The organism is Bacillus sp. MSP13 (genome assembly GCF_000815295.1).
Classification (GTDB): domain Bacteria; phylum Bacillota; class Bacilli; order Bacillales; family Bacillaceae; genus Bacillus; species Bacillus vallismortis.
Map to the genome: position 1 here is coordinate 220982 of NZ_JXAQ01000014.1, position 18560 is coordinate 239541.

Below are 18560 nucleotides of genomic sequence, written 5' to 3' on the forward strand. Positions count from 1 at the left end.
TTGATTACAGTTTGACATCGGCCTGAGCACCCGTCAGTTTCCTGTATCTATAATACAAGAAGGCGGCTGCGGCTGTTCCGAGGACCGCAATGCAGAAGTCGAACATAAAGATATGGGCGATGCCTCCCGCTTTTGCGATAAGCCCGGTGGCAATCTGCAGCACAATCGACGCGATGCTTGAAGCCGTCGCTACAATTCCGGTAACGGCACCTTTGCGCTTCCAGAAAAGTCTGTCATTAATGTAATGGAGATTTGAAAAACACCCGTGGTTGAAAAGCCTAAGAAAAAAGCGGTGATATCCAGCACAATTGGCACATGAACCGATCCGACCGGCATCAGTTATGTCATTGCCGCTATTGGATTCGGCAAGCTGCTGACCTAGGCGTTTCCGGCGTGTTATTCCTAGAAAGAAATAGTTGATATACATTCCGAAGGCTGTTTTGATAGATGTCGTTTTCATGCTTCTACTCCTTCACATCTGATTCGAACATTTTGCTGTTTTCATGGCCTATTTTAAGAAAAAAATGATAAAAAAGACTCGCCGGGTTTCCGGCCAGTCTCCATTACTTTCGAAGCGAGGCTAGTTCTTGAGCAATCGCTTGCATTTCACTAGGGCTGAATGATTCTTTTTTCATCACCATGCTGTGGAGGTACGTGAGGTCTTCGATCTTCTCATCGCTAAAATCCTCCGCTTTGATCACGCCGACGTTCAGCATGTTCAGTTTTTGGGAAATTTCTTCAATCATTTGAATTAATGTTTCTGTATTTGGGCTGGGCAAATGGCTCCATCCTTTCTTAGCTCGATATTCGGTATGTTTTATTCTAACAGAATTCAATCAGAAAAAAACCCTATTCTAAGAGCAAGCTCTTGTTTTCAAAAAAGTGGAGACATCAGTTGAAAAGAAAATGAACATCCTACTAAGATAGTCATGAAGGTTTTTTTTTAGAGAAATATGGGCAAAGAATAGGGAGGTTGTACAACATGATAAGCGTGTTATTTGTTTGTTTAGGAAACATTTGCCGGTCTCCGATGGCAGAAGCGATGTTTCGGGACTTGGCAGCCAAAAAAGGATTAGAGGGGAAAATCAAGACGGACTCAGCCGGTATCGGCGGCTGGCACATCGGCAATCCGCCGCATGCAGGAACACAGGAGATCTTGCAGAGAGAAGGAATCAGCTTTGAGGGCATGCTGGCGAGGCAAGTCAGCGAACAGGATCTGGACGATTTTGATTACGTGATTGCGATGGATGCAGAAAATATCGGGAGTCTCAGAAGCATGGCGGGTTTTAAGAACACGCCGCATATCAAAAGGCTCTTGGACTATGTTGAAGATTCAGATCTGGCGGATGTTCCCGATCCTTACTACACAGGGAACTTTGAAGAGGTCTGTCAATTAATCAAATCGGGCTGTGAGCAGCTGCTTGCAGCCATTCAAAAAGAAAAACAACTGTAAGTGAAAGGAGAATTTGCATGAACAACGAACGTTTGATGCTGAAAGGTATTTTTCTCGGAGCTGCGGCAGGCGCGGCGTTATCGCTGCTCCATAAGCCGACAAGACAGGCATGCGGCATGAGATGGCTGACATGCAAGCATAAACTTTCACTGTACAAAAGCAATCCGGAGCTGTTGAAAAACACGGTCATCACAAAAATGGATGAAGCCAAGAAGCTGGCCCAATCCTTGTCCAATGAAGTCGGGTTTGTCAATCAGCAGGTGAAAGAGCTGAAGAAAACAACGCCGCAAGTGATGGAGCTTGTACAAGAAACGAAAGAGCATTTTTCAAAAAAATGATCAAACATGCGAGGTGAGGCGACGTGAATTTTTTAAAAGAGCTTTTCAGCAGATACACCCTTCATGAGGGGCCCAGCAAATCAGCGGAACTGGCGTATTTTTTTCTCTTGTCATTGTTTCCGTTTTTGATTTTTATGCTGACGCTCACCGCGTATCTTCCCATTTCTACCGATGATGTTCTGGGAGTTGTCAAACAATACGCGCCCGCCAGCGCGATGTCCCTCGTTGAATCCATTACCCAACAAACCTTAAATAATCGAAATGGCGGTTTGCTGTCATTCGGGATTATCGCGGCTTTGTGGTCAGCGTCTAATGGAATGAACGCCATTGTCCGATCGCTAAACCACGCGTATGAAGTGGATGAAAACCGCTCTTTTATCATCGTTCGTCTAACCTCAATTTTTTTGACGATTGCCATGGTATTTACGATTTTAGTGGCCTTGCTTCTGCCGGTATTCGGCCGGCAGATCGGGATGCTCGCTTCAGACTTCGTCGGTGCGTCGGATCTGTTTTTATCCGTTTGGTCTGCCGTGCGCTGGGGTGTCAGCCCGCTTGTGCTGCTGATCGTTTTTTCCGCCCTGTATTTCATCGCGCCGAACAAAAAACTGTCCCTCCGGTTTGTCATGCCGGGCGCTTTGTTTGCGGCTATTGGCTGGATTGTTGTCAGCACCCTGTTTTCATTTTACGTCAGCACATTTGCGAACTTTAGCGCCACATATGGCAGCATCGGGGGAATCATCGTCCTGATGATTTGGTTTTACTTGAGCGGCATTTTAATTATCCTCGGGGGAGAAATCAACGCTCTTTTACATAAACGTAAAAAGCTTCCTGATGAAAATCCCTATTATTAGCGCATCCTATAAATGAACTTCGGTTCAAATTGATGTCAGGGGGCAATCGTGATGAGTAAGAAAAAAGGCGGAAGCCATAACAAACAAAATTCGAAAAGCAAACCGAGCCATAAAACAAGCGGAAGCGCCAACGGGCAAAACGGCTATCATTAGCATAAAAGCCTCCTGATGTCATGTCAGGAGGCTTTCACATGCGCTTGCATTGACTCAAGCTGAAAAGATGAAAGCCTAAAACGCAAACCGTTTTAGGCTTTTTGTTTAAGAAGATGAAGAATAGGTTTCGGCTGGTGACCAGCTTTTCGGTTTGCCGAGCATAAGAGCAAGCCAGACTCCGCTTAGCGTGAGGGTAATAAAATAAAACAAGTTTGCGCTGTTAAATGTCTGCATATACCAGCCGCCGGCAATCGGGCCGAGGATGCTGCCAAGGCTGAATGTAATGCCGCAAAGCAGGTTCCCCGCCGGCAGCAAGTGGGGAGGAAGAAGGTCTGTCATATAGCTGATGCCAAGTGTAAAGGTTGATCCGACTGCCATTCCCGCTATAAAAAAGCAGCATCCGATCACGTAAGGCGAAGGGAATACGCCGGCGATCAAAAAGCAAAGCGCCCCTGTCAGCAAAATCACAAGCAGCACATTTCGCCGCCCGTATTTATCGCTGAGGATGCCGAGCGGAAACTGAAAAATAATGCTTCCAATCGCAAACGCGGGAAGGATCAGCGCCACTGCGTCCACAGATATCCCCAGCCGGAGCGCGTATACAGGAAAGCTTCCATTTAGCGCCGTCTCAAGAAAGCCGTAGCCGAATGTGGGCATAAAGGCAACCCACCCAAAGAGTAACGCTTGATAAAACCGCCTGAAGCTATTGTCTGATTTGGTTTCGTAAGGATTGGTTTCCGGGTATGCATTTTGTAGAAAGAAAACAAAAAGCCACGCAAACAGGCTGAAGCAGCCGGACACGATAAAAGGCAGCGCCGGGCTCATCTTAACAAGCGGAACCATGAAAGGACCCGCGGCAAAGCCAAGGCCGAAGGAAAGTCCGTAAACAGACAGGTTTCTTCCGCGATTTTGTTTTGATGACATCGAAGTCACCCACGTTTGCGTAGAAAAGTGAAGCATATGGTCGCCGATTCCGATACACAGGCGAAGCAGGAACCAGATCCAAACGGACTGAAGCCAAATAAATCCAAACAAGCTTAAAATGACAATGCTTCCGCCGATGACAATCAGCGGCTTAAATCCGAGCTTTCTAAGCGGCGCTTCCATAAAGGGCGAAGCCAAAAGCACACCGATATAGAGTCCCGTCGCATGCAGGCCGTTAATAGCGGCCGATTCCCCATTTGTTTCAAAGATGATCGAGATGACAGGCAGCAGCATGCCTTGTGAAAACCCGGAAATGGAAACGAGCAAGACTAGGATAAAAAAATGAAATCGTGACATCGTGTCTGTTCTCCTTATGTGGAATCTATGTTGATCGTACAATGTTTTCCAATAGCAGGCAACCTGAAAAAAGCCTATATCACATGTGAACATGCGACCTCGTGTAATCATGATGATTTTTGTGAAGAATACAAATAAAACAAGTCATATAAAAGGAGCCAATTCACCATGAATCGTATTTTTTTTATGTTAGTGGCGGCGGGTGTTCCGCTTTCTGTAATCGGCAGTTTGATGCATTGGCCTTCTGTCATTCTCTTTGCCTTGTATTGCGTAACGATTATCGCGCTTGCAAGCTATATGGGAAGGGCGACAGAATCATTATCAATCATCGCAGGCCCGCGGATCGGCGGTTTGTTGAACGCCACCTTTGGGAATGCGGTTGAGTTAATTATCTCTCTATTTGCACTGAAGGAGGGCCTGACCGGCATCGTGCTTGCCTCTTTAACCGGTTCAGTGCTGGGGAATCTGCTGCTGGTGGCCGGGCTATCGTTTTTTGTCGGCGGTTTAAAATATAAGCGGCAGGAGTTTAATATTCATGATGCGCGCCATAACTCCGGTCTATTGATTTTTGCCATCATTGTCGCTTTTGTGATTCCGGAGGTATTTTCTGTAGGGATGGGCGACGTGGGCAAGCTTAATTTAAGCATCGGCATCAGCATTATATTAATGCTGTTATATGTGGCGGCTCTGTATTTTAAACTCGTCACGCACCGCGGTGTTTATCAGCCGAAGAACAATGACGGCCAGCATGTGGAAGAGGAAGAGCCGGAGTGGTCAGGCAAGGTGGCCACAATTGTCTTGTTTGCGGCTACGATTGCTGTGGCATACATATCTGAAAACCTGGTTCACACGTTCCACTCTGTAGCTGAGCAGTTCGGCTGGAGCGAGCTGTTTATCGGGGTCATCATCGTGGCGATTGTCGGTAATGCCGCGGAGCACGCGTCCGCCGTCATCATGGCCTATAAAAATAAAATGGACGTTGCGGTTGAAATCGCAGTCGGTTCGACGCTGCAGATTGCTATGTTTGTTGCACCGGTTCTTGTAATCTGTTCCATCTTCTTCCCGGTAAGCATGCCGCTTGTGTTTACGCTGCCGGAGCTCGTGGCGATGGTATCGTCCGTTCTCTTGATGATCGCGATTTCGAATGACGGCGATTCCAACTGGTTTGAAGGGGCGACGCTGCTTGCCGCCTATGTCATTATGGCGATCGGCTTTTTCCTTCTATAACCTGAAAAAATGATGGATAACAATAAAGCGGGATGAAAAGACTAAGGGAAAATGCCATAGAAAGAGTGATATGATGAAAAAGCTATTTCATTCCACACTTATCGTGTTGTTATTCTTTAGTTTTTTCGGCGTTCAGCCCATCCACGCGAAAAAGCAGTTTAAGGTTCCTGACTCAGTTGCAAGCATTTCCAAGGAAAACACGTATCCGAATGCTTCACAGGATCAGCCGATGCTTCAGCCGAGCAAGCTTGCAAAGGAATTGCTCGATCATTCTGAGGTGAAGATTGAAAACCCGCACCTCATCAAAATGCTGAATGAATCCAACGTATCCGGCACACCGCTCGCGGTCGGCTACCGGGCGACAATATTTCTCGGGAAATGGGCGCTCGGCTATGAATCAAACGAAACAGTCGCAAACTGGGAATATAAAAAAATCAATACAAACCGTGCGGATAACCGCGGCGGAAAAGAAACAGCTGAAATGCATTATGCCCAGGAACAACAGTACAAAGTGAAGGGCGGCCTGACAGCTAAGGTTCCAAACGCTGAAGATGTCAAAAACATGATGATGCTAAAAGCGATGAAGAAAACGAATCTCCCGCTGGCATTTGATACGGTTGTCGGAGCGGGCACAAAGCGGGATCAAATATATAAAGTCGCTCCTAAAAAAATGGGTTATCTGCATGCGTATGCACCGGCTGTGAATGAAAAAGGAAAAGTGACTTACGGAGAAGTGTACTTAGTGCTGAAAGGGAATAAACGAAAACTAGTCGTGAAAAATGTCACGTCACAGGGAATCGGCGCTTGGATTCCGGTTCAAGACCACCTCACATTTGGTTTTCAGCTTGCTTCGCAGCCAAGATAAACAAAAAACTGATTCCAACTCGGAATCAGTTTTTTCGTTTATTGCGTTCTCTCGATTCTGACCGCTTCCTCAAGCATTTGCACATTGTTTTGATAGAGTTTTCGAACGAGAACCCGTCTGACTGCAAGGCTGGCGCTGAAATAATCGTCATCTTTCACCATGCCTTTTACCGTAAATTCAACGCCGCGATTGATTTGATTCAATGCGGTAATCCCATGTATTTGAAAGGGCTCTGTTGGGTTGCCGAATTCATCCAGCTTTAATGAGTTCCGAAGTTCTTCATTCAGCATGTCACATGCCTCTTCTAATACGCCGTACACGCGGTCTGGGTCTTCTTTAAAGCTGATGAGAAAGGATTCGGTGATCCGCATAAAATCGATATTATAGTTCTCTATTTGTCTGACCTCGCCGTTGCTGATGGTGAGCAGCTTCCCGCTCCATTCCCGGATTTGCAGCGAGCGAAGGCCGATTTCTTCAACAGTTCCGTTAAACATATTGTTGACGGTGACATAATCGCCTTTGTGCAGCTGGCGTTCATAAATGAAAAACACACCTGCCAGCACATCCTTAATCAGTGATTGGGCGCCAAAACCGATGACAATACCGGCTACACCCGCCCCGGCTAAAATGTTGCCGAAATCATGCACAAATAAAGAAATAACGTAAAAAATAAAAGCGATTGTCGCTGTGTACTGGGTGACAGAACGGATAAGGCTTTCAATCGTTTTTTCTTTTTTTCTTCAATAAAGTCCGTCCGTTTAAAAAATAGCTGGACCAGCCGGTTGATGATAAAAACACTGATCCATAGAATGACGGCGACGAGAAGAATATCGACGATTTTATTCTGGAAAATCTCTGTAAGTGTTTCTTCCATTCGCATCTAACTCCTGGCTTGACGTTTTGTGAAATCCACATCTTGATAATAACTATTTTTGACGAGAACATTTGGCCCGAGGCATCGGACATTCGGGCAGTGGCAATTCAGCTCTTTTGCAAGCTTTGTCTCTCTCCATTTTTCATAGGCGGAAGGGAGGCTGTCCGTCTGAATGTTGCCAAGCGGCGGTGTGTCGCCGAAATCAGTCACGATGATGTTTCCGTCGAAAATGTTCACATTCAGGCGGGAACGGCCGTCAGGATCGTTTCTCACTGTGACGTTTTTCGCCGCGCGAAGCCGGCGAAGCATCTTTTGATCCTCTTCGTCCGCACTGCAGGCATAAAACGGCAGTGTCCCGAACAGCATCCACGTCTTTTCATCACGAATGTCCAGCAAACGGTGAATGGCCTGTCTCATCTCTTTCAGGCTGAGAGAGTCAAGAGCGCTTGCGAAATCGCTCGGGTACATTGGATGGACTTCATGACGCTGACATTTCATATCTTCTGTGATTTGGCGGTGAATATGCTCAATATGCGGAAGTGTGCGTTTGTTCAGCATCGTTTCTGCAGAAACCATCACCCCGGCATCCACGAGCGTGCGGCTGTTTTCGATCATTTTTTCAAAATAACGCGCCCGCTGTTCGAAGGTCGGTTTTCTGTCCATCATAGCAAAGCCGATCTCAGCAAAATCCTCAACTGTACCCCAGTTATGAGAAATATGCAGGACATCAAGATACGGAATAATCCATTCGTATCGATCAATATCAAGGGTCAGGTTGGAATTGATCTGCGTCCGCACGCCCCGTTCATGGGCGTATTTCAATAATGGAACGACATATTCCTTTACTGATTTTAATGAAAGCATCGGCTCTCCGCCTGTAATACTGATGGATCTCAGGCGCGGAATTTCCTCCAGCCGTTTTAACAGAAGATCTATAGGCAGAGCATTCGGGTCTTTAGGCTGCAATGTATAGCCTACGGCGCAATGCTCGCATCTCATATTGCACAGTGTCGTCGTTGTGAATTCAACGTTTGTCAGCTGCATGTCTCCATACTGTTCAACATCCATATAGGCTTCCCAAGGGTCAAACTCAGGTGTAATGGGACGCAGCTTCGTGTTTTGTGTCATGACTATCTAACTCCTTTGTAAATGGGGCATACTAATGCTGCCAACAGTTAATTTTAGACCTGATTTGATAAGTGTGCAAGTAGCGGAGCGATTGAAAAACGGGAAAAAATGAGCTACCATAATAAAAAATGAATGGAGGAACAGAATGGGGAACGCCGTAAACAATAAGGATCAGCAGCTTGATTATTTAAAGAACAGACTCGACATGTTTATGAACGTCATTGATTCATTAGACCCTGAAGCAACCGAAGTTGAAGATATAGATAGGCTCATCAGCATGCTTGATGATCTGGAAGCCAAATACGAACGCTTTAAAAAAGACTGGGAATAGAACCGCGCGTACGCCGCGGTTTTTTATTTTGACATAAAGCGTCAGTATAAAACGTAGCGCCTATCTGTAAAATATAAAAAAATGCAGAAGGAGCGCTGGCCATGAAGTGGATGTGTTCAATATGCTGCGCCGCCGTCTTGCTTGTCGGGGGCGCAGTACAGGCGACAGCGGTGCCTAATGACCCGATTAATTGGGGCTTTAAACGAAGTGTCAATCATCAGCCGCCTGATGTCGGGAAGCAGCTAAACCGTTTAATTGAAAAATATGGCGCGTTTTATTTAGGCAATACAAAGGAAAAAACGATTTATTTAACCTTTGATAACGGCTACGAAAATGGCTATACGCCAAAAGTGCTCGATGTCTTAAAAAAACACCGTGTAACAGGAACCTTTTTTGTCACCGGGCATTTTGTAAAGGACCAGCCTGAGCTGATTAAGCGCATGTCTGATGAAGGGCATATTATCGGCAACCATTCGTTTCACCATCCGGATCTAACGAAAAAAACAGCGGACCAGATTCAGGACGAACTCGATTCAGTCAATGAAGAGGTCTATAACATTACGGGAAAGCAGGACAACCTGTATCTGCGCCCGCCGCGCGGCATGTTCAGTGAATACGTGCTGAAAGAAACGAAACGCCTCGGATATCAAACCGTTTTCTGGTCGGTCGCTTTTGTTGATTGGAAAATCAATAGCCAAAAGGGGAGTAAATACGCCTACGATCATATGATCAAGCAGGCGCACCCAGGAGCGATTTACCTGCTTCACACCGTATCCAAGGACAATGCCGAAGCTTTGGATGAGGCGATCACAGACCTGAAAAAACAAGGCTACACATTTAAAAGCATTGATGATTTGATGTTTGAGAAAGAAATGAACCTGCCGTCCTTGTAACCAGAAAGCCTCTCCAGAACGGAGAGGCTTTCTTCTTATTTGATACATTTAATGAGTGCGGCCCAATCCAGATCTCCAAAGCCTTTTTCAATCCCGCTTTCAAAATGGCTCTTGGCCAGCTCGGCGAGAGGGAGGTGTGCAGAAACCTGTTCAGCGGCGGCGAGTGCCAGGTTGGTATCCTTCAGCCCTAATGACATTTTAAAACCGGCCGGCTCAAATGTCTGCTCTGCCATGATGGTTCCGTAATTTTGATAGACAGGAGAGCCGAAGAGCGCGCTGGCGATATCTAAAAATTGTTTTTGTTCTAAGCCGTACTTTTCCATCATTAAGAATGATTCAGATAACGCCTCCAGCATAGACACGAGTAAAAAATTGACGCTGATTTTGGCCGCGTTTGCCGTCTTGCTTTCTTCGCCGACGTCAAACACCTGCTGGCTCAAGGTGTCAAGCAGAGGCTTGGCAGTTTGCTTCGCTTCCGCCGGTCCGGCTGTGATGATACGGAGTGCGGCTTTAGCGGCCGCATCCGGTCTTCCAAGCACAGGAGCGGCGAGGAAGGATTGTCCTTTTTCCGCATGGGCTGCGGCGAGCTTTTCAGAGAACTCGACACTGATGGTGCTCATTGAGATATGCATGCCGTTCTCTGCTAATCCTGCAATCAGCCCGTCTTCTCCGAATGTCACGGCGCTGACAGAATCGTCATCTGAAAGCATTGTGATGACAATATCAGCGGACTCTGCAGCTTGTCGCGGCGTGTCCGCTGCCTGTGCGCCTTCTGATGCGAGCTCTTCCGTTTTTTGTTTCGTCCTATTATAAACAGTTAATTCGTAGCCTGCCTGAAGCACGTTTCGGGCAATGGGCTGTCCCATATTGCCGAGTCCGATAACAGCGATTTTCAATCAGATCACTCCCTGAACATTTTTTCCATTATAAACAAATTGAACATCATATGCATGAAAAGCGGCTTGTCAATATAAAAAAGAACAGCTTTACGCTGTCCTCATTTAAATATGTTGAACCATCCTTTATGTACAAACCATATTAGCATCCCGATCACAAGCGCAGCCATCAGGCCGAGCACGGCGAAATATCCGTAATCCCAATGCAGCTCGGGCATGTAGTCGAAGTTCATCCCGTACACACCGGCAATAAAGGTAAGCGGGATAAAAATGGTCGACACGATCGTCAGTGTCATCATAATCGCATTCATCCGGTTTGAATTCAGTGTCACATAGCTGTCTCTTAAGTCGGACGTCATGTCACGGTTGGATTCCACAATCTCAGATAATTTTAATAAATGATCATATATGTCGCTGAAATAGGCTTTCGTTTCCTGATGCTCTTTCACATGATCAAGGGTTAAAATCCGATAGAGCAAATCACGCATCGGAATAACCGTCCGTCTCAGATGCAAAAGATCTGTCCTAAGATCAAACACCTCGTTCATCAGCGTTCCATATGTTTTCTGAGAACGGCTTTCTTCAATCTCGTTCAGCCTGTCTTCAATTTTGTACACGAGAGGAAAATATTCATCGACAAGCTGATCCATGATCATATAAGTGATATGCCCAGGCCCTTTTTTTAATATGTCCGGTGAAGCATACAAACGCTCCCGGACTTTGGCGATACCGGGCGTTTCGTGTAAATGAAAGGTGACGACAAATCTTTCGCCTTGAAAGATATCCACTTCCTCCGTCTCCAGCGTATCCTTATTCAGCGCATGAATCACGTAAAAGCGATAGCCGTCATAATGGTCAAGCTTGGGGCGCTGCATATGCTGGAAGCAATCCTCAATGGCAAGCGGATGAAAATGAAAAAAATCTCTCAATATTGCCGTTTCCGTATCCTCCGGGCCGTATAAATCAACCCAGTACCACGCAATATCAGGCTGTTCCACTCGTTCGATCGGTATATTTTTCAGCAGCTGATGCTCTGTTGTCATTGCGGTAATGTTGATCATAAACCACCCTCCACCTGCCATTATATCATGCGGCCTATATCAGAAAAGTATACGGTGTTCTCCGCCTAGCGGCGTGTTATACTGGACAAAAACGGAAAAAGGGTGGATTGCATGTGGAAGGAAAACGTATTTGTCACGCCTCCGTACCATTTTGACCGCGTGCTGGACAGGCTCTCTTTAGACCCTCTCAATGCGATGGATAAAGAAGCGCGGGAGATCCGCGTGCCGATCAGAAACCAAGCGGGTGACGTGTGCATTGTGAAGATACAGGCATTAGGCCAAGCGGATGCCCCTGAGTTTCTTGTCAGCGGAGAAACAGACCAGGAAGAGATGATGAAGGAAATCAAACGGATATTTCAATGGGAACATGATTTACAGCACGTTCTCGATCATTTTTCGAAAACGAGTTTGTCCGCCATTTTTGAAGAGCATGCGGGTACGCCGCTTGTATTGGACTACAGCGTGTACAACTGCATCATGAAATGCATCATCCACCAGCAGCTCAATCTTTCCTTCGCTTATATATTAACAGAACGGTTTGTCCATGCGTTTGGCGAGCAGAAGGACGGCGTGTGGTGCTATCCAAAGCCGGAAACGATAGCGGAGCTCGATTATCAGGATCTGCGCGATCTGCAATTCAGCATGAGAAAAGCGGAATACGCCATTGACACGTCAAGGATGATCGCAGAAGGCACACTCGACTTGTCGAAGCTTCCGGACATGACGGATGAAGACATCATGAAGAAATTGGTCAAAATCAGAGGCATCGGCCCATGGACCGTGCAAAACGTCCTCATGTTTGGGCTTGGGCGCCCTAATTTGTTCCCGCTAGCCGATATCGGACTCCAAAATGCGATCAAACGCCATTTCCATCTGGACGATAAGCCGGCAAAGGATGTCATGCTGGCGATGAGCAAGGAGTGGGAGCCTTATTTAAGCTATGCGTCTTTGTATTTGTGGAGGAGTATCGAATGAAAAAAGGCTGCCTTTTCGGCAGCCTCAGCGTGTCGACAAACCCTCGCATTCGTTGTCAGTCCTGCGCGTCGGTGCTCACGAATTCCTACATTCGCTGTGCTCCGATGCTCGTCCTTCCTAGACTTCAAGGGTTTTCAATCACGCTGATAGATGACAAAGACATAAAACAAAAACCGTTTTATGTCTTTGTCAACAATCGGAGGCTGCCTTTTCGGCAGCCTCCTGAGATTAATCAAGCTTCACTGTCATGCTTTGGCCTGAATCGGTATTTTTTCAGGTGAAAACGTTATTTTTGGCTTGAATCATCTGTTTCATTATCGGTATCCAACGGCTGATCGCTTTCCTGAACCAGCTGGTTGTCCAAATCAACAAATCGAATGGTCGGTTCGCTGCTGTCATAATAAGACGAATGCTTATACAATGTGCGAAGAAACTGGTCAAAGACTATGGCCAAGAGACCGTTTTCCATCGATTTTCCGTCTGAGTTGTTGAAGGTGACAACAACCGTATTGTTTTTTATGTCCACTTTTTTAACCACTTTTTCTCCATCGGAATTGGCTTCTGTCATTTTTTCAAATGCGCCGTTTAAATCCTTTTTGGAAATATGGATTTTATCCCACTCTTCTTTGGTAATACTGTTAAAGTCTTTTTTTAGCAGATCCAGATTTTTGCTCTCGTCTTCTGCCTTTTTTTCTGTTTTTGCAGAAGTCGCGGTGCTGTCGTTTCCGCATCCTGCTGCGCTGAATAGTAAGCCTAATGCGCAGGCAGCGGTTAGAAATTTCTTCATTTTATCCCTCTTTTATGTAATAGTCATAACTTGTATCGGCTGTTCTGCTAAATGATTGAGTAAAAATGGAAATGTTTTTGAAAAATATGAAGGAAACTAGGCAAGCGTGTTATACTAGAAAGATGTGAATAAAACATTTCACTTTCTGCTATTTTGCAGAAAGCTCTATATAGAAACGGAGAGAACAATGTGAACCAACAAAAAAAACAGGCGCCCGTCGAACTGAAAGTCGGACAAACCTTTCCCCTGACGATTAAGCGTCTTGGCATTAACGGAGAAGGAGTCGGCTACTTTAAGAAAAAAGTCGTCTTCGTGCCCGGCGCGCTTCCAGGCGAAGAGGTTGTCGTGCAAGCCACAAAGGTTCAGCCGAAGTTTTCGGAGGGCCGCGTGAAGAAGATCCGCAAGGCATCGGAGCACCGCGTGGCACCGCCTTGCCCCGTATATGAACAGTGCGGCGGCTGTCAGCTTCAGCACCTTGCATACAGCCAGCAGCTTCGTGAAAAACGTGATATCGTCATTCAGTCTCTGGAACGCCATACGAAGTTTAAAGTAGAAAGCATGGACATCAAAGAAACGATCGGCATGGACAACCCGTGGAATTACCGCAATAAAAGCCAATTCCAGATCGGGCGCTCGCAAAGCGGGAGCATCATCGCCGGCCTATACGGCCTTGATTCTCATGACATCGTGCCGATCAAAGATTGCATCGTTCAGCATCCGGCAACCAACAAAACAACAGGCATCGTCCGCCGGATTTTAGAGGACTTCAATGTGTCTGTTTATAATGAACGGAAACGAAAAGGCGATGTTCGCACCATTGTGACGCGAGTCGGCTTTGAAACAGGTGAGGTGCAGGTCGTGCTTGTGACAGCAAAAGAAACCCTTCCGCACAAGGAAGAAATCGTCAAAGCGATCCAAAAGCGCCTGCCTGAGGTCAAATCCATTATCCAAAATGTAAACGGAGCGAAAACCTCTGTTATTTTCGGTGAGAAAACAAAACCGCTCGCCGGACATACAGTGATCCAAGAGGTGCTCGGCGACGTATCATTTGAACTGAGCGCCCGCGCCTTCTTCCAGCTCAATCCGGAACAAACCGTCAAGCTGTATGACGAAGTGAAAAAAGCGGCGCAGCTGACGGGAAAAGAAAAAGTCGTTGACGCGTATTGCGGCGTCGGCACCATCGGCATGTGGCTGGCGGGCGGAGCGAAGGAAGTCCGCGGTATGGACGTCATCAAGGAATCCATTGACGATGCCAAGAAAAACGCCAAAAAACACGGCATGGCCAATGCCACATATGTATCAGGAACAGCCGAGCACTGGCTCCCGAAATGGACGAAAGAAGGCTTCCGTCCGGACATTGTCATCGTTGACCCGCCGAGAACAGGCTGTGACAGCACATTCTTGGACACGATCAAAAAAGTCAAACCGAAACGCTTTGTCTACGTTTCCTGCAATCCATCCACGCTTGCGAAAGATTTGCAGGCGCTCTCGAAGGACTATCGTGTGGACTATATTCAGCCTGTGGATATGTTTCCGCAGACGGCGCATGTGGAAGCGGTGGCGAAGCTTGTATTGAAATCGTCTAATGAATAGAAACGAGTTCTAATCAGATCTGGATTTCGGCAGGATGAACGTTGCCGATTTCCGGGTCTTTTTCATGCGTCTTTTGTGGAAATAGGGTGATAAGCCCTCAGCGATTGATCAGAAACAGCAGAAATCCGGTATTGTGCCTAACCCTGTGAGCGGTGTGCTTTATTGCTTTTTATATGTTGTTTGTAAAGATATAATGTTCACAATTTACTATCGTTTGATCAGAAGCGCTTCAGCATGCTATAAGTGTAACAGAACATTTTTGCTTCATTACGTTTGACCTGGTATTTATAATGAAAGGATTTGAATGTGTGATGATAGATAATTTCTGGCGTGAATTGCCACGACCATTTTTTGTGCTGGCACCAATGGAAGATGTGACAGATGTCGTGTTCCGCCATGTCGTAAGTGAAGCTGGCAGACCCGATGTGTTCTTTACGGAGTTTACAAACTCGGAGAGCTATTGTCACCCAGATGGGAAGGATAGTGTGCGGGGCCGTTTGACTTTCACCGAGGATGAACAGCCAATGGTGGCCCATATATGGGGAGATAAGCCTGAAAACTTTCGGCAAATGAGTATTGGCATGGCGGAATTAGGATTTAAGGGTCTAGATATCAACATGGGCTGTCCTGTACCTAATGTGGCGGGGAATGGCAAGGGAAGCGGCCTTATTTGCCGTCCTGACATTGCAGCAGAATTAATACAAGCTGCAAAAGCAGGAGGATTGCCTGTAAGTGTGAAGACAAGGCTTGGTTACACGGATGTGGATGAATGGCGCGACTGGCTGAGACACGTACTGGAACAAGACATTGCGAATCTTTCCATCCATCTGCGTACAAGAGCGGAAATGAGCAAAGTAGATGCGCATTGGGAACTCATCCCGGAGATTAAGAAACTTCGTGACGAGGTGGCACCGGATACTCTTCTTACTATTAATGGAGATATTCCTGATCGTGAAACGGGCTTAAAACTTGCTGAACAATACGGTGTTGATGGAATTATGATTGGACGAGGTATTTTTACAAATCCATTCGCCTTTGAAAAGGAACCGAAAGAGCATAGCAGCAAAGAATTGCTGGATCTCTTAAGGCTCCATCTCGATCTTCATGATCAATATTCAGCATTAGAAGCCCGTCCGTACAAGCCTCTTCCTCGCTTTTTCAAGATTTATCTCCGTGGATTCCGAGGCGCAAGTGAATTAAGAAACCAATGCATGAACACAAAGTCAACAGATGAAGTGCGTGCATTGCTCGATGAATTTGAGAAAAAGTATCTTAATGGGGCGGAGGCACTTTAGAAGGTTCCAAAGTCTTTGTTTCCTATGTCTCACTAAAATAAACATCGCCCAGTAAAATTCTCATCAAGCCTGGAATTCGGTAAATTTAACATTTCCGAGTTCCAGGCTTTTTTATGTGTAGCCTTTTATCATAACGGAAGGAAGGCAGGATTATGATTCGCTCGCTTCGACTGTCTATTATATAGAGTGTATGAGTCCTTAATAAAACTTTCAACCAAGTGTACTTGTCCAGAGAGTCAACATGATGGTAAAAATTCATATAAAAGGTTGGTTATTAGATAGAGAAGAGGTTTATTATTAACGAAAAATTGCATTAACTATTATATAGTAGAAGCCTTCAACTCAATTTGCCTGCATAACTAATGAGGAAGCGATTGTTTCTGTTAATGGGGGAAATATATATTTTTTAAATGCATTTTGAATATTCTTGATTAAAAATGTATGTATTGACTATTCTTGTAGAAAAAACACTAATTTTGTCGAAAATATCACATACTTTATACTCATATGATATAGTTTAATTGTCCCTGCAGGAGCACATTTTACTAAAATAATGAGGTGATTTTTTGGATTTCATAATGCAAGTGGCAGGAGTATTAAGTGTTGATAAAGGTGTGGCTACAAAAGTAGTCAATGCAGTAGACGCTGCTGGCTGGGCATTTGTTGGAGGAAGTACGCTTTTAGCAATTATATCAGGTGGTACTTTATCAGCAGCATCAATTTCAATTGATGCATTAATCTATACTATAAAAAATTACTTGAAGCGTAGTCTAAAAGCGCAAGCAATTGCTTGGTAAGAAAATTTAAGGATCACTCAATTTAATTGAGTGATCCTTTGTATTAGAAATGGGAAAGGTTGGACTTTTAAGGTGAAAAAGCTTTTTATATTTTTGAAAATGATATTACTAAGTCAATTCAGACAAGAATTTTCAACGATATTAGGGTCAGTTAAAAAGAATTTTGGAATTAATGTACCTTTTTGGCTGGGATGGTTAATTTATATAGTGTCCCAGTATTCTTTAATTTTCTTGTTATTTATTAGTCTTAATTTAATTAATCAATCTAATGTACGTTGGATAATTATAATTGGAATATTGCTTTTTAATTTAGTATTACCATTTACAATGGCACGTTATAATGTTGTAAGAATCTTAAAAGATCCGCTTCAATATTTATTATTTCAGTCGCCGATACATAAAACCAAAATACTTTTTACTTGGTTATTAGCAGAGACAGTTATGTTTTGGATACGAGAGTTTTCATTGCAGATATTTGCTATATATTCAATAATTTTAATGTTTGACAGATGGCTATTCTCGATACCATTAATTATATTTTGGTTTATATTAATTTCATACTTTTACATGTCTACTTTACATAAAAAAATTTCTAAAGAATGGTTCGTAGTAAATAAAACTACAAATTTAAAAGAAGTGATTTATTTATTTAGGGTAGCTATTATGGGGATTATTATGGGTATTATTCTTAAACTCTTATTAACGCCTCTTATAAAAAAATCATTATCTAGTGAGCATTTATTTAATAATGTAAATGAGTCTATGCGTTACTTTATGTTTCAACTTTATAATTCTTTAATAGTTTTCATAGATGATTGTAGATCATTAATATGTAACAATATTGTTTTTTTCACTTCAGTTTTTGCAGCAATTACGCTAATTGTTCTGTTATGTACTTTATTAAAGGTCAAGCAGCAAGAAACATCAGTAGATAGAGTTCAAGAAAATATTGATACTACTAGTAATCCCTTTTTTCAGATATATTTTTGGATAGCAAGAATATTATTTAGGAATGACTTTTGGGTTAGAAGAGATTTACTGTTAATACAAAGGCTTAGAGTATATACACAAATGCCTTTAATAACACAGTATATTATTCCTCCGTCAATAGTGAGTCTAGTAGGGATGTATATTGTTTTTATTTACAACTTACACTCTGAAAATTACATTATAGCCATATGGTTTTTAAACGTTATATTAATATCACAAATTACATGGCTGCTTCTTTATGCTCAGCCAATATTAAACCCGTCAAGTGAGTTGAGGCAAATAAATCTGATTAAACTAACGCCATATTATAAATACGGTCATTTTGTACAATCAAAAATAAAATTAACCCAAGTTATTATTTTCCCTTATCATATTTTAATGTGTATATTTTATACATTAGGCTCTTTGTTTATGAAAATTAATATTTGGGATTACCTAATTGGTATGTCTGGTTGTTGGATGATCTTTATAGCTATGACTATATTATCAACATATTGGGTAGTATTCACAGCTAGATATGACTTTAAACATATTCTTTCTGTAGACATAAACAATATTGAAACAAGACTGATAAAAACATTATTATCTTTACCTAAAAAATTAATGGTTGTAGGACTACTAATTCCATTCTTTCTCGTAGTTTTTACTGATTTCTCTCAGGTGCACAAGTTAATGACCAGTGTTTTTTATGTTTTATTGTTTATTACTTGTGTGACTTTATTCTTGTATTATAAATTAAAGAATATTAATCTTAGATAGTTTAAATAGGGGA

18 protein-coding genes and 3 pseudogenes are annotated in these 18560 nt (G+C 43.9%); 13 read left to right on the forward strand and 8 right to left on the reverse strand.

The window, feature by feature from the left end; translation table 11 throughout:
* Window positions 1-4 precede the first annotated feature (4 nt).
* Window positions 5-324: pseudogene (locus SC79_RS17750) on the reverse strand (MFS transporter); the annotation flags it as partial.
* On the opposite strand from SC79_RS17750, the pseudogene SC79_RS21700 reads away from it, so the two are divergent.
* Window positions 320-399 (forward strand): annotated as a pseudogene (locus SC79_RS21700) (hypothetical protein); the annotation flags it as partial. The pseudogenes SC79_RS17750 and SC79_RS21700 overlap by 5 nt on opposite strands.
* Window positions 400-563: 164 nt before the next feature.
* Here the strand turns inward: SC79_RS21700 and SC79_RS17755 are convergent.
* The gene (locus SC79_RS17755) at window positions 564-779 is read right to left on the reverse strand and encodes a DUF1128 domain-containing protein (protein ID WP_039076199.1); all 216 of its coding nucleotides are present in this window, start codon (window positions 777-779) and stop codon (window positions 564-566) included.
* A gap of 203 nt (window positions 780-982) precedes the next feature.
* On the opposite strand from SC79_RS17755, the gene yfkJ reads away from it, so the two are divergent.
* The 3 genes from yfkJ to SC79_RS17770 are packed head-to-tail and all read left to right on the forward strand — an operon-like array spanning window position 983 to window position 2642.
* On the forward strand, window positions 983-1453 hold the full coding sequence (gene yfkJ / locus SC79_RS17760) for a protein-tyrosine-phosphatase (protein WP_039076200.1): 471 nt from the start codon (window positions 983-985) through the stop codon (window positions 1451-1453).
* 17 nt (window positions 1454-1470) lie between these two features.
* Window positions 1471-1791, forward strand: a complete 321-nt coding sequence (locus tag SC79_RS17765) for a hypothetical protein (protein ID WP_010330291.1) — start codon at window positions 1471-1473, stop codon at window positions 1789-1791.
* A gap of 23 nt (window positions 1792-1814) precedes the next feature.
* Entirely contained in the window at window positions 1815-2642 is an 828-nt protein-coding gene (locus SC79_RS17770) for a YihY family inner membrane protein (RefSeq protein ID WP_039076201.1), read from the forward strand.
* Window positions 2643-2900: 258 nt separating this feature from the next.
* On the opposite strand, the gene SC79_RS17775 is transcribed toward SC79_RS17770, so the two are convergent.
* Complete coding sequence (locus SC79_RS17775) at window positions 2901-4076, reverse strand: MFS transporter (protein ID WP_039076202.1); 1176 nt, start codon at window positions 4074-4076, stop codon at window positions 2901-2903.
* 168 nt (window positions 4077-4244) lie between these two features.
* Here SC79_RS17775 and cax point away from each other — a divergent pair, with 168 nt between their 5' ends.
* Together cax and SC79_RS17785 are read left to right on the forward strand one after the other, a co-directional pair.
* Window positions 4245-5303 carry a calcium/proton exchanger gene (gene cax, locus SC79_RS17780; RefSeq protein ID WP_039076203.1) on the forward strand — a complete coding sequence of 353 codons (1059 nt, stop codon included), beginning with the start codon at window positions 4245-4247 and terminating at the stop codon, window positions 5301-5303.
* Window positions 5304-5373: 70 nt separating this feature from the next.
* Window positions 5374-6168 (forward strand): YfkD famly protein, encoded by a 795-nt coding sequence (locus tag SC79_RS17785; RefSeq protein ID WP_082022824.1) that lies wholly within the window; start codon window positions 5374-5376, stop codon window positions 6166-6168.
* Window positions 6169-6206: 38 nt separating this feature from the next.
* On the opposite strand, the pseudogene mscC reads toward SC79_RS17785, so the two are convergent.
* Together mscC and yfkAB are read right to left on the reverse strand one after the other, a co-directional pair.
* A pseudogene (gene mscC, locus SC79_RS17790) lies at window positions 6207-7048 on the reverse strand (mechanosensitive ion channel protein MscC).
* Window positions 7049-8170, reverse strand: coding sequence for a radical SAM/CxCxxxxC motif protein YfkAB (gene yfkAB / locus SC79_RS17795; protein ID WP_039076205.1), 1122 nt, complete (start codon window positions 8168-8170; stop codon window positions 7049-7051).
* A 145-nt stretch (window positions 8171-8315) separates the two neighbouring features.
* Here yfkAB and SC79_RS17800 point away from each other — a divergent pair, with 145 nt between their 5' ends.
* Window positions 8316-8501: an SE1561 family protein gene (locus SC79_RS17800; protein WP_039076206.1), complete on the forward strand. Its 186-nt coding sequence runs from the start codon at window positions 8316-8318 to the stop codon at window positions 8499-8501.
* A gap of 101 nt (window positions 8502-8602) precedes the next feature.
* Window positions 8603-9394, forward strand: coding sequence for a delta-lactam-biosynthetic de-N-acetylase (gene pdaA / locus SC79_RS17805; RefSeq protein WP_039076207.1), 792 nt, complete (start codon window positions 8603-8605; stop codon window positions 9392-9394).
* 35 nt (window positions 9395-9429) lie between these two features.
* On the opposite strand, the gene SC79_RS17810 is transcribed toward pdaA, so the two are convergent.
* A complete protein-coding gene (locus SC79_RS17810) occupies window positions 9430-10290 on the reverse strand; it encodes an NAD(P)-dependent oxidoreductase (protein ID WP_039076208.1) in 861 nt (286 codons plus the stop codon).
* A gap of 101 nt (window positions 10291-10391) precedes the next feature.
* On the reverse strand, window positions 10392-11351 hold the full coding sequence (gene corA / locus SC79_RS17815) for a magnesium/cobalt transporter CorA (RefSeq protein WP_010330917.1): 960 nt from the start codon (window positions 11349-11351) through the stop codon (window positions 10392-10394).
* Window positions 11352-11462: 111 nt separating this feature from the next.
* Between corA and SC79_RS17820 the strand changes: the two genes are divergently transcribed.
* Entirely contained in the window at window positions 11463-12326 is an 864-nt protein-coding gene (locus SC79_RS17820; RefSeq protein ID WP_039076209.1) for a DNA-3-methyladenine glycosylase family protein, read from the forward strand.
* A gap of 286 nt (window positions 12327-12612) precedes the next feature.
* Here SC79_RS17820 and SC79_RS17830 read toward each other — a convergent pair whose 3' ends face one another.
* Entirely contained in the window at window positions 12613-13113 is a 501-nt protein-coding gene (locus tag SC79_RS17830) for a hypothetical protein (protein ID WP_231559209.1), read from the reverse strand.
* Between the two features lie 189 nt (window positions 13114-13302).
* On the opposite strand from SC79_RS17830, the gene rlmD reads away from it, so the two are divergent.
* From rlmD to SC79_RS17850, 4 genes are all read left to right on the forward strand, one after another.
* Window positions 13303-14706 (forward strand): 23S rRNA (uracil(1939)-C(5))-methyltransferase RlmD, encoded by a 1404-nt coding sequence (gene rlmD, locus SC79_RS17835; RefSeq protein WP_039076210.1) that lies wholly within the window; start codon window positions 13303-13305, stop codon window positions 14704-14706.
* A gap of 311 nt (window positions 14707-15017) precedes the next feature.
* Complete coding sequence (locus tag SC79_RS17840) at window positions 15018-16001, forward strand: tRNA dihydrouridine synthase (protein WP_039076211.1); 984 nt, start codon at window positions 15018-15020, stop codon at window positions 15999-16001.
* Between the two features lie 566 nt (window positions 16002-16567).
* A complete protein-coding gene (locus tag SC79_RS17845; protein WP_231559210.1) occupies window positions 16568-16798 on the forward strand; it encodes an uberolysin/carnocyclin family circular bacteriocin in 231 nt (76 codons plus the stop codon).
* 72 nt (window positions 16799-16870) lie between these two features.
* Window positions 16871-18547, forward strand: coding sequence for a hypothetical protein (locus tag SC79_RS17850; protein ID WP_039076212.1), 1677 nt, complete (start codon window positions 16871-16873; stop codon window positions 18545-18547).
* Window positions 18548-18560 lie beyond the last annotated feature (13 nt).

What these genes read in the sequence shown, in the direction of transcription:
- yfkJ (WP_039076200.1), top strand. Translation starts at nt 983, where the DNA reads ATGATAAGCGTGTTATTTGTTTGTTTAGGAAACATTTGCCGGTCTCCG.
- SC79_RS17765 (WP_010330291.1), top strand. Translation starts at nt 1,471, where the DNA reads ATGAACAACGAACGTTTGATGCTGAAAGGTATTTTTCTCGGAGCTGCG.
- SC79_RS17775 (WP_039076202.1), bottom strand. Translation starts at nt 4,076, where the DNA reads ATGTCACGATTTCATTTTTTTATCCTAGTCTTGCTCGTTTCCATTTCC.
- cax (WP_039076203.1), top strand. Translation starts at nt 4,245, where the DNA reads ATGAATCGTATTTTTTTTATGTTAGTGGCGGCGGGTGTTCCGCTTTCT.
- SC79_RS17785 (WP_082022824.1), top strand. Translation starts at nt 5,374, where the DNA reads ATGATGAAAAAGCTATTTCATTCCACACTTATCGTGTTGTTATTCTTT.
- yfkAB (WP_039076205.1), bottom strand. Translation starts at nt 8,170, where the DNA reads ATGACACAAAACACGAAGCTGCGTCCCATTACACCTGAGTTTGACCCT.
- SC79_RS17800 (WP_039076206.1), top strand. Translation starts at nt 8,316, where the DNA reads ATGGGGAACGCCGTAAACAATAAGGATCAGCAGCTTGATTATTTAAAG.
- pdaA (WP_039076207.1), top strand. Translation starts at nt 8,603, where the DNA reads ATGAAGTGGATGTGTTCAATATGCTGCGCCGCCGTCTTGCTTGTCGGG.
- corA (WP_010330917.1), bottom strand. Translation starts at nt 11,351, where the DNA reads ATGATCAACATTACCGCAATGACAACAGAGCATCAGCTGCTGAAAAAT.
- SC79_RS17820 (WP_039076209.1), top strand. Translation starts at nt 11,463, where the DNA reads ATGTGGAAGGAAAACGTATTTGTCACGCCTCCGTACCATTTTGACCGC.
- SC79_RS17830 (WP_231559209.1), bottom strand. Translation starts at nt 13,113, where the DNA reads ATGAAGAAATTTCTAACCGCTGCCTGCGCATTAGGCTTACTATTCAGC.
- SC79_RS17840 (WP_039076211.1), top strand. Translation starts at nt 15,018, where the DNA reads ATGATAGATAATTTCTGGCGTGAATTGCCACGACCATTTTTTGTGCTG.